The sequence below is a fragment of the Kerstersia similis genome, assembly GCF_965139615.1.
In the GTDB taxonomy this organism is placed as follows: domain Bacteria; phylum Pseudomonadota; class Gammaproteobacteria; order Burkholderiales; family Burkholderiaceae_B; genus Kerstersia; species Kerstersia similis.
In genome coordinates, this window is record NZ_CBCSIQ010000026.1 from 13,705 (window position 1) to 27,897 (window position 14,193).

Sequence of the window (14,193 nt, forward strand, 5' to 3'; positions counted from 1 at the left end):
GACAGCAGGGAAAATCAGTTGCGCAGCGGCTTGCCGGTATCCAGCATATGACGGACCCGTGCCTGGCTGGCGGGGGTGGCGAGCAAGTCGAGAAAGGCAGTGCGTTCCAGTTGAAGCAGGGCATCCTCCGTCAAGGGGTGCAGCGGGTCGGCGGCGTTGCCGCCGCTCAGGATGCCGGCAAGCGCCATGTTGACGACGCCATCGTGGGGGCTGGCACGGCCAGCCTGGATCTCGGCATCAATCAGATTTTGCAGCGCGGCCAGGCCGGCGCCGCCTGCCACCTGGAGTGTCGCAGGTTCGGGCGCCCGGTAATCCTGCGCCAGTTGCAGCGCTTTTTCCTTGGCATCTGCCAGCAGCCGGTTGCGGTTCATGCTGATGCCATCACGGGGTGTCAGAAAGCCCAGTTTACGGGCGTCGAAGGCGCTGGCGGAAACCTTGGCTGCCGAGATGAGATTGAACGCGGCGATGGCCGGGGCCACCGGGCCTCGGGGAACGCCAGGCGCATGCTGCATGCGCAGCAGCATTTCCTTGCAGCCGCCCCAGCCGGGAATGACGCCGATACGGGTTTCGACCAGCCCCATGGATAGCTCTGCATGGGCCTGGATGGCATCGCAATGCAGCAGGATTTCGCAGCCGCCGCCCAGAGCCAGGCCCGCAGCGGCGCCGACCACGGGAAAGGGGGCATATTTCACGGCCTGGAAGGTGTCATGCCCCAGGTCGAGGAAGCGCTCCAGTCCGGCGATGCCATGTTGTTCCAGTGTTTCGAGAAACACGCGCAAATCGGCCCCTGCGCTGAAGGCGTTTGCATCGCTGCCGATCACCAAGGCCCGGAAATGGCTGCGGGTGTGCGCCAGCGCCGCCTGGATGGTTTCCAGCAGGGCAGGGTTGAAGGTATTCATCTTGGTGCGGAAGGCCAGGCCGGCGACGCCGTCACCCAGATCCCAGAGTTCGGCCGTCTCCCAGCGTGCTGCGGGCGGGCGTGCCAGGGACAGGTCGCCCAGCAGCAGCACGCCGGGCGCGCGTTGCTGCCGCTGGCGGCTGCCGTCTGGCAGCAGGCAGGCACGCCGGCCGTCCTGTACCGAGTAGAAACCGCCTTGGCCCGCCGCCAGGGCCAGGTAGGCCGGAACGGGCAGGCCGCGCGCCTGCAGGCGTTGCGCCAGCCAGTCGGTGCCCAGGCGATCCATCAGTTCGAAGGGACCTTCCTTCCAGCCATAGCCATTGCGCATGGCTTCATCGACATCAAAAGGGGTATCGGCGATTTCGGGAACCAACGCCGCAGCATAGGCCAGTGCCTGCTCCATGACGGCGGCGGCATATTGCCCGCCGCGGCCCGGGTGTTCCATCAGCGCGCGGGGATTGCCACGGCTGGCCTGCAGGCTGTCCGAAGCGACGGCACGCTGGGGCCGGTATTCACCGGTGGCCAGGTCAGTGACATCGCGCTGGCGGCGGTCGGCTGAGAGCCGCACGAAACCTGCGCCGCTTTTGCGGCCCAGGCGGTTTTCGCGGATCATGCGGGCGATCAGTGGCGGCTCGGCGTCGCAGGCCTGGATGGCATCGCCGGCTGGTGTGGCCTGTTGCAGAATGCGCAGCAGAGTGGGCATCAGGTCTATGCCTACCAGATCCAGCAGGCCGAAAATGCCGGTGGCGGGAATGCCGAAGGGGCGGCTGATGATGGCATCCGCTTCTTCCACATCCAGGCCCAGCCGGATGGCTTCATTTTGGGCGACAACCATCCAGTAGTTGCCGATGCGATTGCCGATGAAGCCCGGCGTATCCTTGCAGCGCACCACGGTTTTGCCCAGTTGCTGATCGGCGAAGCGGCTAATGGTAGTGACGGCATCCTGGCGGGTCTGCGGCCCGGTGATCAGTTCCAGCAAACGCATGATGCGCGGCGGATTGAAAAAATGGGTAATGAGGAAATCGCTGCAGAAGCGTTCCGGCATGTCCGCTGTCAGCGCGGCCAGCGGGATGGTCGAGGTATTGGACGACACAATGCTGCCGGGCTTGCGAATGGCATCTATCTCGCGATAAAGCGCCTGTTTGATCTCCCGTTTTTCGGCAATGGCTTCGATAATCCAGTCGGCATCCGCCAGCGCCGGCAGGTCTGTGGCCACTGCGCCCGTGCGCAGGCGCGCCGCGAAAGCCGGATCCATGAAGCCGCCGGCCTTCAGTTGCCGGGCGACGCCAGTGTCTGCATTGGCCTTGTCGATATCCAGCAGGATGACTTCCAGGCCGGCATTGGCCAAGTGGGCGGCAATGCCGGCCCCCATGACGCCCGCGCCGATAACCGCCGCCTTGTGTATCGAGCCCGTGCCGAGGGTGTTCGTGTTCATGGTGTGTGTGTCCAGGGTGCTTGTGTTCATATCAGACGGCCTCCATTACCATGGCGATGCCCTGGCCGCCACCGATGCATTGGGTGGCCAGGGCATAGCGGCCGCCGTCGCGGCGCAGCAGGCTGGCGGCCTTGCCGACCAGGCGCGCGCCGGTCGCGCCCAGGGGGTGCCCCAGGGCGATGGCGCCGCCATCGCGGTTCAGCCGTGCGGGGTCTATGTCGAGATCCTGGCAGCAGGCCAGCACCTGAACGGCAAAGGCTTCGTTCATTTCTATGACATCCAGTTGCGTGGCGCCAATGCCGGCGCGGCTCAGCGCCTTGCGCGTCGCTGCCACCGGCCCGATACCCATGATCTCCGGGGCGCAGCCCGAGATGGCATAGCCGGCTACACGTGCCAGTGGTTGCAGGTCATGGCGTTGTACAAATGCTTCCGAGCACACGAGCGTGGCCGAAGCACCATCGGTGAGCGGTGAGGCATTGCCGGCGGTGACGCTGCCGTCGGCCTTGAAAACGGTTTTCAGGCTGGCAAGCTTGTCGGTATCCGTGGCGCGGGGGCAGCCGTCTTCTGCGACCCCGTGAAATGGCGTGATTTCCGCAGCCAGGCTGCCATTGGCGCGTGCTGCCAACGCCTTGCGCTGGCTTTCCAGGGCATAGGCGTCTTGAGCGCTGCGCGTGATGCCGTAGCGGCTGGCCAGGTTTTCGGCTGTCAGGCCCATGTTCAGGAATGCGGTGCGCAGGGCTTCATCCCAGGCCGGGTTGGGCAGCGGGTTGAAGCCCATCATGGGCACCCTGCTCATGCACTCGACACCGCCGGCAATGAAGGCGTCGCCTGCGCCCATGGCGATGGCACCGGCGGCCATTTGCACGGCCTGCAGGGAAGACCCGCACCAGCGGTTGACAGTAGAGGCGCCCACGGACAGCGGCAGTCCGGCCGTCAGTGCCGCGCAGCGGGCGATGTTCAGGCCCTGCTCGCCTTCCGGGAAGGCGCATCCCAGGTTGACATCTTCCAGCAGGTTCGGATCCAGGCCGGTGCGTTGAACCAGGGCAGAGATTACATGGGCGGCAAGATCGTCGGGCCGTACGCCGGCCAGCGCGCCGCGATAGGCAGGCGTGAAAGGGCTGCGCAGGTAATCGACGATATAGGCAGTTGTCATGATGGGGGTTCCCATGAGGGGCGGCGTGTTGGCCGTTAAGGGGTTACATGTTGGGATAGTTCGGCCCGCCGCCACCTTCCGGCGGCGTCCAGGTAATGTTCTGGGCGGGATCCTTGATGTCACAGGTTTTGCAATGCACACAGTTCTGCGCATTGATCACAAAACGCGGCGCGGGGCTGGCAGCCGCCGCGTCCGGCGTGGCAGGGGGATCGTTCACGACTTCATAGACGCCGGCCGGGCAATACAGCCGGGCCGGTTCGCCATAGCGCGGCAGATTGCTGGCGATGGGAATGTCCGGATTTTTCAGCTTCAGGTGGGAAGGCTGATTTTCCGCATGGCTGGTGCTGGACAGAAAGACTGACGAGAGCTTGTCGAATGTCAGGACACCGTCATACTTGGGATAGGTAATAGGGCGCACAGCCGCCAGCGGCTGCAGACAGGCGTGATCCGGCCGGCGATGGGCCAGGGTGCCGAATGGCGATTTGCCCGTCCAGGTCTGGCACCACATGTCCAGGCCGCCCAGACCGATGCCCAGCGGCGTACCGAAACGCGACCAGAGCGGCTTGACGTTACGCACCGGCTTCAGGTCACGGCCAATGGCCGAGTCGCGCCAACCGTTGCTATAGGTTTCCAGGATATCGTGCCCGCGCCCGGCGGCCAGCGCCTCGAAGGCGGCATCGGCGGCCTGCATGCCGGAGTGCACCGCGTTGTGGCTGCCCTTGATGCGCGGCACATTCATGAAGCCCGCCGCGCAGCCTATCAGTGCGCCGCCGGGAAAGGCGAGCTTGGGCACGGATTGCCAGCCGCCTTCAGTTAGTGCGCGTGCGCCATAGGCCAGGCGCCGGGCGCCGGAAAAGGTATCGCGAATCAGGGGATGGGTCTTGAAACGCTGGAACTCGTCATAGGGGGAAAGCGTCGGGTTTTTATAGTCCAGGTGCAGGACGAAACCGACACTTACCAGATGATCGTCGAAGTGGTAGAGGAAAGAGCCGCCGCCGGTCTGCCTATCCAGCGGCCAGCCAAAGGAGTGTTGCACCAGCCCGGGACGGAAGTGTTCCGGGCTGACTTGCCATAGCTCCTTGATGCCCAGGCCGAATTTTTGCGGAGAGATGCCGGCATCCAGTCCATATCGGGCCAGCAACTGCTTGCTGAGGCTGCCGCGTGCACCCTCGGCAAAGAGGGTATAGCGTGCCCGCAGCTCCATGCCGGGTGCATAGTCGTCGCGTGGCTGGCCGTCGCGGCCTATGCCCATGTCGCCGGTCGCAATCCCGCAGACCGCGCCTTGAGTGTCGTACAGCACTTCGGTGGCGGCAAAGCCGGGATAGACATCCACCCCCAGGGCTTCTGCCTGGGCGGCGAGATAGCGCGCAAGATTGCCCAGGGAACCGATGAAGTTGCCATGGTTGCTCATCAGGGGCGGCATGAGCCGGTTGGGCAGGCGTGTGCCGCCCTTGCGCCAGAGGAAATAGAAATGGTCGTCGGTGACGGGCGTGCTCAGGGGCCGTTCGGGATCTTCACGCCACTCGGGCAGCAGCGCGTCTAGGCCGGAGGGGTCTATGACGGCGCCCGACAGAATGTGCGCGCCGACTTCGGAGCCTTTTTCCACGACCACCACGGAGATTTCCTGTCCGGCCGAGGCGGCGCGTTGCTTGAGCCGGATCGCCGCGGCCAGCCCGGCAGGGCCGGCACCGACAATCACGACATCAAAGTCCATGGATTCGCGCTGGGTTTCGCTTGTCACTGCAGGTTTCCTGGCAAGAGTGGCTGGGCGGCCTGGCATCGCCGCCGAAGCGAGGATCTCAGGCCGACGCGGTGCGGACAGGCCGGAAACGGGCTGTCAGACGCCTGGTTTATGAATCGTTAAAGGACTATATCAAACGATTGGTGTAATGGCGAAGGCGGCGATTCTCCCAGCTTGACGCTGGCGCGCGAACACGCTATATCCGCACATTCCCGGCGCGTAGCCTGTAGGATGCGGCAGGTCGGGAAGATTCAATCAATCAGGTCGGAGCAGAGATGAGCGGTAAGGGAAGCGGGGCAGATAAGCGGGACAGCAGGGGAAAGTTCATCAGCGCCTTGCCTGTCGAGGGCATGAGCGAACGTCATCGCGAGGTGCTGGAAGCTGCCGCAGCCTTGTTTGCCGAACGGGGCTACGCTGCGACATCGGTACGCGATATCGGTGAGCGGGTGGGCCTGCTGGGCGGTTCCCTGTATCACTACATCAAGTCCAAGGAGGCGTTGTTCGTCAATATTCACGATATGGCGCTGCAGGTTGCGGAAGACCGCATCAAGTCCGCGATGGCCGACCATGTGGATCCCTGGAAACGTCTGGAGGCCGCCTGTATTGCCATGCTGGATATCCAGCTGGATCCGGAATCGCTGACCATGCCCCTGATGAGCGATTTCAATGCCGTACCGCTGGAAATCCGCGTCAGCCTGGTTGCCAAGCGGGATAAGTTCGAAGAAATATTCCGCAGCCTGATTGCCGATTTGCCGCTGGCGCCCGACCTGAATAGAAACGTGTACCGCCTGTTGCTGCTCACGCTGCTGAATAATGTCAGTGGCTGGTATCGCCAGGGCCTGCTTTCCCCGGCGGAGATCGGCCAGCAGATCCTGCGGATTTTCCGGCACGACGACATCAGCGCTGGCGCGGCTGGGTAATAGCGGCGCCAGGGAGGACAAACCGCGCAAGTCGGCGGTACTCGCCTTGTATGGCGGTGGTCAATTTTTGATCATGAATTTCAAGTCATTGATTCCTATGGCTGAAATTCGTTGCTCCCCAAGCTATCCAGAAAGTTGTCCACATTTTTTCGGGATAAGAATCGAAAATTGAGGGGCAGCCGGGCTGGGGGCGGCCGGATGGGTATGCTAGGCTGTCGCCAGCTCCGTCAGCCGCTGTGGCGGCGGACAACAAGGTTTCTCAGGAGTTTCTTCATGACTGAATCCGTCAGCAAGGCCATACTGGAATCCCAGGCCTACGATTTCGCCATTACGTTATTGATCGCCGTCGTCATCCTGATTGTCGGCTGGTGGATCTCCAAATGGCTGGGTTCCGTGGTGCGCCGCGCCGCGACCAGCTCGCCGCGCATTGATGCAACCATTGTTCCCATCCTCAGCAGCACGGCGGTGTGGGCCGTCCGTGTCTTTACATTGGTGGCCGTGCTGGCGCGTTTTGGTGTGCAGACGGCCAGCATCATCGCCGTCCTGGGGGCGGCAGGCCTGGCGATTGGCCTGGCGTTGCAGAACACGCTGCAGAATATTGCGGCAGGTGTCATGCTGCTGGGGTTGCGCCCCATGCGTGCCGGCGAGTACATCTCGGTGGGCGGCACCAATGAAGGGACGGTCGAGGAGATCGGCCTGTTCATGACCCGCCTGACGCAGTTCGATGGCATCGCCATTTCGCTGCCCAACAGCACGGTCTGGGGCGCGAACATCATCAATTACAGCCGCAACCCGACCCGTCGCCTGGATCTGGAAGCCCAGGTGCGTTACGACGATGACCTGGACACCGCCGTCAACAGCCTCAAGGCCTTGATCAACGATCACCCGCTGGTATTCAAGGATCCGGCGCCGATGGTGATGGTGATGGGCTACCGTGAGAATGGCGTCAGCATCAATGTCCGGGTGTGGACGGACAACGCGAAGTATTGGGAATTGCGTTGGGACCTGCTGTACAAGATCCGCAAGACGCTGGTCGATGCCGGGATGGGAGCCGCCGTGCCGGTGCGCGAACTGCAAGGCCCGGTGGTGGCCAAGGAACGTCGCGAAGGCTGAGGTTCAGCCATCTGACCCGCGCCGGCGCGGGTCAGATGGGGATAGTTCAGGACGGTTTGCGATGGTGCTGTGGCGCCAGCATCGCGGTGCAGACGCCGCGCATCATATCGACTTCGTCACGGGTGAGGGCGCTGCGGCCAAACAGGTGCTGCATGCGCGGCACCAGTTTCTTAGGATGTTCTGGGTCAAGGAATCCAACGGCAATCAGCGCTTCCCGCCAGTGCTCCAGAAAGGCCTGCACTTGGCCGTTGCTTGCCAGGGCGGTGCCCGGATCTATGCTCTGGATCGGCGTATGCGGCAAGGCCCGGCCTTCGGCACCCAGGGCGTAGCGCATTTCCCAGGCTGCCAGTTGCAGCGCCTGCGCCACATTGAGCGAACTGTATTCCGGATTGGCGGGGATATGGCAGATGCGCTGGCACAGGGCGATATGCGCATTGGTCAGCCCGCTGCGTTCCGTACCTAATACAATAGCAACGCTGGCATCTGCCTGTGAGACCAGCAATTCGCGGCTTTCCGCTGCAGCTTCGCGTATGTCGCAGACCGGTGGGCCGATGTCGCGTGGCCTGGCGGTGAGGGCATAAGCCCGGGTGACCGGGGCGAGCGCTTCTTCAAGAGAAGCTGTTATCAGTGCGCCAGACAGGATATCATCGGCGCCACTGGCCATGGCAATGGCGTCGGGGTGCAGGGTGATATCGTCCAGTTTCGGGGTGACCAGCACCAGCGAGGAAAACCCCATGGTCTTGATGGCCCGGGCAGCTGCTCCCACATTTCCAGGGTGGCTGGGGGAGGTCATGATGAAGCGTACACGCGAAAAAACAGGCGTCATTTAAAATACCGGTCTGGGCCTACTGCCAGTTACTTTTATATAGGCCCTGGATGGGAGTCATCCAGGGCCTGCGAACGGATCAATACGGAATTCTATGCATCCCATGCTCAACACCGCCGTGAAGGCGGCGCGCCGTGCCGGCGCGATCATCAACCGTGCCAGCCTGGACCTCGACAAGATTCAGGTCGGCCGCAAGGGGCCCAACGATTATGTCACGGAAATCGACCGGGCCGCAGAGCAGGCCATCATCGAAATCCTGAGCACCGCCTATCCCGACCATGCCTTCCTGGCGGAAGAGTCGGGCGACGTCCCCGCTGCCGACGGCTCGGCCGAATCCGAGTACCGCTGGATCATCGACCCGCTCGACGGCACGACGAATTTCATCCACGGCTATCCTTCCTTTGCCGTGTCCATTGCTTTGCAGCATCGTGGCGTGACCACCCAGGCGGTGATTTACGATCCCTCCACCAATGAATTGTTCACGGCCAGCCGTGGCGGTGGCGCATTCCTGAATGACCGCCGTGTGCGCGTGGGCAATCGTGCGCGCTACCACGATGCCTTGCTGGGTGTGCGCTGGTCCAGCGGCGCAGGCCCGGTGGGCGTGCCGCGCTATCGTGAACTGATGGAGCAATGTTCGGGCGTGCGCCGCAGCGGCTCGGTCGTGCTGGATATGGCTTATGTTGCCGTGGGCCGGCTGGATGGTTTCTGCGGAATGGGCCTGAAGCCCTGGGATCTGGCCGCAGCTGGCCTGATGGTGCTGGAAGCCGGCGGCCTGGTCGGCGACTTCGAAGGCGAGCAGACCTGGTTCGAAAGCGGCAATGTGCTGGCCGGTTCGCCCAAGATCTTCACGCAAATGCTCGGCCATTTGCAGCTGGACTGAACGCTGCCGGAACGAGCGCTATCCTGCCTGCCGGCAGGTGCGGCAAACGTAAAAACAACGGGTGTGGATCGACATGATCCGCACCCGTTGTTTTTTTCAATTGTCTGCGATATGGATTTTTTTATTCGCTTGCGCCGCGTATGACACAGAATCCTAGTACGATTGGAAGCTTCTGGAACAACTGGAGTCTTACATGGAGTGGCTGCTGGACCCTTCAGCATGGGTCGGCTTGCTGACATTGGTCGTGCTTGAGCTGGTGCTCGGTATCGACAACTTGGTATTCATCGCTATCCTGGCGGAGAAACTGCCGCCCTCGCAGCGGGATCGCGCCCGTCTTATCGGCTTGTCACTGGCGCTTATCATGCGTCTGGGGCTGCTGGCTGCGATTTCCTGGATCGCGACCCTCACTACACCCCTGTTTTCCATCGGCTCGCTGAGCTTCTCAGGACGCGATCTGATATTAATGGTCGGTGGCTTCTTCCTGCTTTTCAAGGGCACGATGGAGCTGCACGAGCGTATTGAAGGCAAAACGCACCATGTCCGCGGCCCCCGTGTCTATGCGGGCTTCTGGGTCATCGTGACGCAGATCGTGGTACTGGACGCCGTCTTCTCGCTGGACGCCGTGATTACCGCTGTCGGGATGGCCGAGCACCTCTCCGTGATGATGCTGGCGGTGATTATTGCCATTGGCGTGATGCTGATTGCATCCAAGCCGCTGACGATCTTCATCAATCGACACCCCACCGTCGTGGTGCTGTGTCTGGGCTTCCTCCTGATGATCGGTTTCTCTCTGGTCGCGGAAGCGTTTGGTTTCAAGGTGCCCAAGGGCTATCTGTATGCGGCCATCGGTTTCTCGATCCTGATCGAAGTGCTCAATCAGCTGGCGCGCCGCAGCATGGTGCGTACGGTCGCCGCGCGTCCGATGCGGGAACGTACGGCAGAAGCGGTGTTGCGCATGTTGGGCAAGCGCCTGCCGGATGAAATCGAGACCGATCAGCCCGCGCCTGAGGCGCCTACCGTCGGCTTCGGTGTCGAGGAGCGCAATATGGTCAGTGGCGTACTGACGCTGGCCGAGCGTTCCATCCAGTCCATCATGACGCCGCGTACGGACATCAGCTGGGTCAACCTGAAAGATAGCCCCGAGGTCATCCGTGAGCAGCTGAGCGCATCGCCGCACAGTTTCTTCCCGGTATGTGACGGCGTGCTGGATGAAGTGGTGGGCGTTGGCCGGGTGAAGGACATGATTGCCGACCTCATCACAGAAGGCGCCATCCGCCGCGACAGGCTGCGTGAACCGTTGATCGTGCATGAGTCCATAGATATCCTGCGCCTGATCGACACGCTCAAGCGCTCGCGCGGCCAGCTGGTGCTGGTGACCGACGAGTTCGGCGCCATCGACGGCCTGGTGACCCCGATCGACATTTTCGAGGCCATTGCCGGCGAGTTCCCTGACGAGGACGAAACGCCGGATGTGGTTCAGGATGGCGATAACCGTTGGCGTGTCAACGGCGCGGCAGACCTGCATTACCTGGAGCAAGTCCTGGAAGTGGATGGCCTGGTGGATGAAGCCGATGATTACACGACGCTGGCGGGGTATCTGCTGGCGCGTTTCGGCAGCCTGCCGCAGGTTGATGATGTCTGCGAATATGTGCAGGATCATGTGCGCGTGCGTTTCAAGGTGCTGGCACTGGAAGGGCGGCGTATTGCCGAGGTGCTGGTAGAGCGCACCGTTCTGGAGCCGGAAATGCCGGATGGTGGTTCTCAGGCCACCTGATGCACGGAGCGGGGCCGGCTTGCCGGCCCCGTGTTCAAGAAAGGGTCAGCCAAGCCGGTTATGATGCGGCGTTTCGGTTTGTTCCTTGCACCTGCCGGGTCAGGTGCCGGATGATCATCACGTTTGAGCCTGGCAGTGGCTGGCAGCCACTGCCGCTTTTTTTGAATCACTATCGGAATGGATATGGACGCAGGACTTCTACATCTGGTCAAAGCCTTTTTTCTGGGCATCATCGAAGGGTTGACGGAATTCATTCCGGTGTCCAGTACCGGACACTTGATTCTGATCGGCGACTGGATCAGCTTTCAGAGCAGCGATGGCAAGGTGTTTGAAGTGGTGATCCAGCTGGGCGCCATCCTGGCCGTGATGTGGATTTTCCGTGCCAGGCTGGGTCAGTTGATCGGTGGAACCTTGCGCGGCGAACGCCAGGAAGTCCGGTTTGCACGCAACCTGATCGTGGCATTCCTGCCCGCCGGCATTGTGGGCGCCATTTTCATCAGCCAGATCAAGGCGATCTTCTACCATCCCGGTGTCGTTGCCACGACACTGATCATCGGCGGCTTCATCATGCTGTATGTGGAGCGCAACGCCCATAATGCGAAGGCGCCCAAGCAGACTGCCGCTGATGTTCGCGCAACGTCTTATACCCTGGAAGATATTTCCTGGAAGCAGGCGCTGGGCGTGGGCGTGGCGCAGTGCGTCGCCATGATTCCGGGCACGTCGCGCTCGGGGGCGACCATCGTCGGCGGCATGATCGCGGGGATTCAGCGCAAGACCGCCACGGAGTTTTCGTTCTTCCTGGCAATGCCGACCATGCTGGGTGCGGCGGTGTATGACATGTACCGCAACTATCATTTGCTGACGCAGCACGATCTGTCGGCGATTGCCGTCGGTTTCGTGGCGGCATTCCTGAGCGCCATCCTGGTGGTGCGTGCAGTGTTGCGCTTCGTTGCCAACCACACCTATCGCGGCTTCGCCTGGTATCGCATCGCTCTGGGCCTGGTGGTCGCTGTCGTGCTGTTTGCGAAGGGCTGATCAGGCAAGATCGGATGGGAGTCATGGCAGGCAGCACGGTGAACCGTCTGCCGCGCCGTGTTCCGGAATTGGCTTGAAAGGCGGCGCCGCACCTGGCGCAGCGCTGAAGGAAAAATGCCTGTCATGGCGGCAATAGTCGCCATGACAGGCATTTTTTTTACAGGCGTTTTTTAACCTGGTGGTTTTGGTTTTCCTTCTGGGCGCTGCGCTTGGGCAGCGCCGAAGGAAAATGCAGGGGGGTCAGCTTTCTTCCTGCCCGGCTTCTTCCAGATCGTAGGCGGTCATGCCGTCCCGATCCAGTGCGAACCAGCCGCCGCGCCAGGGCTGTTCGTCACAGCTCCAATCGGGCAGCACCCAACGCTCGCAGGCCCGGCCATCCACCTGCAGGACATGCCGTGCGGGACGATGCGTGTGGCCGTGGATCATCAGGGAGACACCCGTGTCACGGAAGGCCGCCTCAATGGCGGCCGCGTTGACATCCATGATTTCCTGGGACTTCTGCTGATTGGCCTGCATGCTGTCGCTGCGGGCCTGCTGCGCCATTTTCAGGCGCTCAGGAATCGGCATCGACAGGAATTGCGCCTGCCATTGCGGATTGCGTACCATGGCCCGGAACTGCTGGTAGGCCTGGTCGTCGGTGCAATACTCATCGCCGTGCGACAGCAGCACGGTGCGGTAATCCGTTGCCAGCAGCACTTCATCGGGCAGCAGTTGCGCGCCCAATTGTCCTGCCAGGGTTTCGCCCATCAGAAAATCCCGGTTGCCCCGGCCGATCCAGAGAGGAATCCGGCTGGCGGTGTCGCGCATGGCGGCAAGCACATCTGCCAGCCAGGGCGGGGCAATGGCAACGGTGTCGTCACCAATCCAGAAATCAAAGATATCGCCCGGCAACAGCAGGGCATCGGCTTCTTCGGCAGCTGCCGCGAGAAAACCGATGAATGCCTCGTTGGTGGCAGGCGTGGCTTGCGCCAGATGCAGATCGGCGGCGAACCACAGCGTGCCGGGCAGCGTCAGGCGCGGCAACTTATTCAATCGTTTCTGCCTTGATGATCACCACGTCTTCGACCGGAACGTCCTGGTGGAAACCACGGCTGCCGGTGCGGGTGCCCTTGATCTTGTCCACGATGTCCTGGCCTTCCACGACTTCGCCGAAGACGGCGTAGCCCCAGCCTTGCGGGGTGGGCGCGCTGAAGTTCAGGAAGTCGTTGTCCTTGACGTTGATGAAGAACTGGGCCGTGGCCGAATGCGGATCGCTGGTGCGGGCCATGGCCAGCGTATAGCGCTTGTTCTTCAGGCCGTTGTCGGCTTCGTTCTTGATCGGGGCATGGGTTTGCTTTTGCTTCATGCCGGCTTCAAAACCGCCGCCCTGGATCATGAAACCGTCGATGATGCGGTGGAAGATCGTGCCGTCGTAGAAGCCTTCCTGAACATAGGTCAGGAAGTTGGCGGCGCTGACCGGTGCTTTTTCTGCGTCCAGGGCGATAATGATGTCGCCTTGGTTGGTCTGCAGTTTGACGCGGGGCTGATTGCTCATGACGGGGGCTCCTTGGCTTGTCGGTGAAATGGCCGGGCTGGGCTGTTTGCCTGCGTTGACAGGCATGAAGGCATAGCCTGCGGCGACGATAGCCGCAAGAGCAATGCCGGAGAACGCCAGCCGGCGGGTAAAAGTCCTGTTGGTCATGGCTGGACCTCAGGGGAAGAAAGGGATTGTACGGCGGAGATGCGGCCATCCAGGCCGCGCAGGCCCAGGCCGCGGGCGCGCTCGAAAGCGCGTGTCGCCTGCGCCAGCCGGAGGTCTCCGAGATTGGCCCAGGCCAGCGCGTAGCCTGGGTCGGCATTGAGGGCCATGGAGAGGGCATCCTCGGCCAGGTCGAGCTTGCCGGCGCGCCAGTACAGCGCTGCCAGATTATTCCAGGGCTCGGGCAATTCCGGGTAGTTCGAGGTCATTTCGCGATAGATATCCATGGCCTGAGCCGTCTGGCCGCTGGCTTGAAGCGCGCGTGCGTAGAGGAACTGCAGTTGCACATCGACGCCCGGATCGCTGCGGCTGCTTTCCTCGGCCAGCCGCTGCTCGATGCGCGTCATGGCTTCGCGGGTGTTGCCGCTGTCGAGCAGGCGGGCGATTTCCGCTGCGGTTTCGCTGGCGCTGGGGGGCAGAGCAGTATCGACGCCAGGTTTGAGGGCTTCAAGAAAGCGGGCCAAGGTATCCGAGCCGCCGCTGGGCTCGCCCTTGCCGTTTGGCGTGGGCAGATCGACGACGGGCAGCGCCTGGGCATGCACCGCCGGTGCTGCCAGCAGAAAGCTGGCCAGCAGGGCGCGGGACAGAAAAATCGAGAAGGTTTTGGTCATATCGCCTGGGCGGATTTCATTGCAAAGACTGCCGGGCTTGAAGTCAGGGCAGCCGTGCTTGCTATACTT

At 62.2% G+C, this 14,193-nt stretch carries 12 protein-coding genes; 5 read left to right on the forward strand and 7 right to left on the reverse strand.

Annotated elements, in window-relative coordinates:
• Positions 1-14: 14 nt before the first annotated feature.
• The 3 genes from ACNA1V_RS14305 to ACNA1V_RS14315 are packed head-to-tail and all read right to left on the reverse strand — an operon-like array spanning position 15 to position 5,200.
• A complete protein-coding gene (locus tag ACNA1V_RS14305; protein ID WP_415834278.1) occupies positions 15-2,333 on the reverse strand; it encodes a 3-hydroxyacyl-CoA dehydrogenase/enoyl-CoA hydratase family protein in 2,319 nt (772 codons plus the stop codon).
• A gap of 31 nt (positions 2,334-2,364) precedes the next feature.
• Positions 2,365-3,486, reverse strand: coding sequence for a thiolase family protein (locus tag ACNA1V_RS14310; RefSeq protein ID WP_415834279.1), 1,122 nt, complete (start codon positions 3,484-3,486; stop codon positions 2,365-2,367).
• A 43-nt stretch (positions 3,487-3,529) separates the two neighbouring features.
• Positions 3,530-5,200: an electron transfer flavoprotein-ubiquinone oxidoreductase gene (locus ACNA1V_RS14315; protein ID WP_415834308.1), complete on the reverse strand. Its 1,671-nt coding sequence runs from the start codon at positions 5,198-5,200 to the stop codon at positions 3,530-3,532.
• A 302-nt stretch (positions 5,201-5,502) separates the two neighbouring features.
• On the opposite strand from ACNA1V_RS14315, the gene ACNA1V_RS14320 reads away from it, so the two are divergent.
• Complete coding sequence (locus tag ACNA1V_RS14320) at positions 5,503-6,147, forward strand: TetR/AcrR family transcriptional regulator (RefSeq protein WP_415834280.1); 645 nt, start codon at positions 5,503-5,505, stop codon at positions 6,145-6,147.
• A gap of 273 nt (positions 6,148-6,420) precedes the next feature.
• Complete coding sequence (locus ACNA1V_RS14325; RefSeq protein WP_415834281.1) at positions 6,421-7,260, forward strand: mechanosensitive ion channel family protein; 840 nt, start codon at positions 6,421-6,423, stop codon at positions 7,258-7,260.
• Between the two features lie 46 nt (positions 7,261-7,306).
• On the opposite strand, the gene ACNA1V_RS14330 is transcribed toward ACNA1V_RS14325, so the two are convergent.
• On the reverse strand, positions 7,307-8,086 hold the full coding sequence (locus ACNA1V_RS14330; protein WP_415834282.1) for an RNA methyltransferase: 780 nt from the start codon (positions 8,084-8,086) through the stop codon (positions 7,307-7,309).
• Positions 8,087-8,180: 94 nt separating this feature from the next.
• On the opposite strand from ACNA1V_RS14330, the gene ACNA1V_RS14335 reads away from it, so the two are divergent.
• From ACNA1V_RS14335 to ACNA1V_RS14345, 3 genes are all read left to right on the forward strand, one after another.
• Positions 8,181-8,966: an inositol monophosphatase family protein gene (locus ACNA1V_RS14335; RefSeq protein ID WP_415834283.1), complete on the forward strand. Its 786-nt coding sequence runs from the start codon at positions 8,181-8,183 to the stop codon at positions 8,964-8,966.
• 193 nt (positions 8,967-9,159) lie between these two features.
• Complete coding sequence (locus ACNA1V_RS14340) at positions 9,160-10,740, forward strand: TerC family protein (protein WP_415834284.1); 1,581 nt, start codon at positions 9,160-9,162, stop codon at positions 10,738-10,740.
• 183 nt (positions 10,741-10,923) lie between these two features.
• Positions 10,924-11,775 carry an undecaprenyl-diphosphate phosphatase gene (locus ACNA1V_RS14345; RefSeq protein ID WP_415834285.1) on the forward strand — a complete coding sequence of 284 codons (852 nt, stop codon included), beginning with the start codon at positions 10,924-10,926 and terminating at the stop codon, positions 11,773-11,775.
• A gap of 240 nt (positions 11,776-12,015) precedes the next feature.
• Here ACNA1V_RS14345 and ACNA1V_RS14350 read toward each other — a convergent pair whose 3' ends face one another.
• From ACNA1V_RS14350 to ACNA1V_RS14360, 3 genes are all read right to left on the reverse strand, one after another.
• On the reverse strand, positions 12,016-12,798 hold the full coding sequence (locus tag ACNA1V_RS14350; protein WP_415834309.1) for a UDP-2,3-diacylglucosamine diphosphatase: 783 nt from the start codon (positions 12,796-12,798) through the stop codon (positions 12,016-12,018).
• 1 nt (position 12,799) lies between these two features.
• Positions 12,800-13,309: a peptidylprolyl isomerase gene (locus tag ACNA1V_RS14355; protein WP_415834286.1), complete on the reverse strand. Its 510-nt coding sequence runs from the start codon at positions 13,307-13,309 to the stop codon at positions 12,800-12,802.
• A gap of 143 nt (positions 13,310-13,452) precedes the next feature.
• Positions 13,453-14,124 carry a tetratricopeptide repeat protein gene (locus tag ACNA1V_RS14360; RefSeq protein ID WP_415834287.1) on the reverse strand — a complete coding sequence of 224 codons (672 nt, stop codon included), beginning with the start codon at positions 14,122-14,124 and terminating at the stop codon, positions 13,453-13,455.
• Between the last annotated feature and the right edge of the window lie 69 nt (positions 14,125-14,193).

What these genes read in the sequence shown, in the direction of transcription:
- ACNA1V_RS14340 (WP_415834284.1), top strand. Translation starts at nt 9,160, where the DNA reads ATGGAGTGGCTGCTGGACCCTTCAGCATGGGTCGGCTTGCTGACATTG.
- ACNA1V_RS14310 (WP_415834279.1), bottom strand. Translation starts at nt 3,486, where the DNA reads ATGACAACTGCCTATATCGTCGATTACCTGCGCAGCCCTTTCACGCCT.
- ACNA1V_RS14335 (WP_415834283.1), top strand. Translation starts at nt 8,181, where the DNA reads ATGCATCCCATGCTCAACACCGCCGTGAAGGCGGCGCGCCGTGCCGGC.
- ACNA1V_RS14345 (WP_415834285.1), top strand. Translation starts at nt 10,924, where the DNA reads ATGGACGCAGGACTTCTACATCTGGTCAAAGCCTTTTTTCTGGGCATC.
- ACNA1V_RS14325 (WP_415834281.1), top strand. Translation starts at nt 6,421, where the DNA reads ATGACTGAATCCGTCAGCAAGGCCATACTGGAATCCCAGGCCTACGAT.
- ACNA1V_RS14330 (WP_415834282.1), bottom strand. Translation starts at nt 8,086, where the DNA reads ATGACGCCTGTTTTTTCGCGTGTACGCTTCATCATGACCTCCCCCAGC.
- ACNA1V_RS14315 (WP_415834308.1), bottom strand. Translation starts at nt 5,200, where the DNA reads ATGGACTTTGATGTCGTGATTGTCGGTGCCGGCCCTGCCGGGCTGGCC.
- ACNA1V_RS14305 (WP_415834278.1), bottom strand. Translation starts at nt 2,333, where the DNA reads ATGAACACGAACACCCTCGGCACGGGCTCGATACACAAGGCGGCGGTT.
- ACNA1V_RS14320 (WP_415834280.1), top strand. Translation starts at nt 5,503, where the DNA reads ATGAGCGGTAAGGGAAGCGGGGCAGATAAGCGGGACAGCAGGGGAAAG.
- ACNA1V_RS14360 (WP_415834287.1), bottom strand. Translation starts at nt 14,124, where the DNA reads ATGACCAAAACCTTCTCGATTTTTCTGTCCCGCGCCCTGCTGGCCAGC.
- ACNA1V_RS14355 (WP_415834286.1), bottom strand. Translation starts at nt 13,309, where the DNA reads ATGAGCAATCAGCCCCGCGTCAAACTGCAGACCAACCAAGGCGACATC.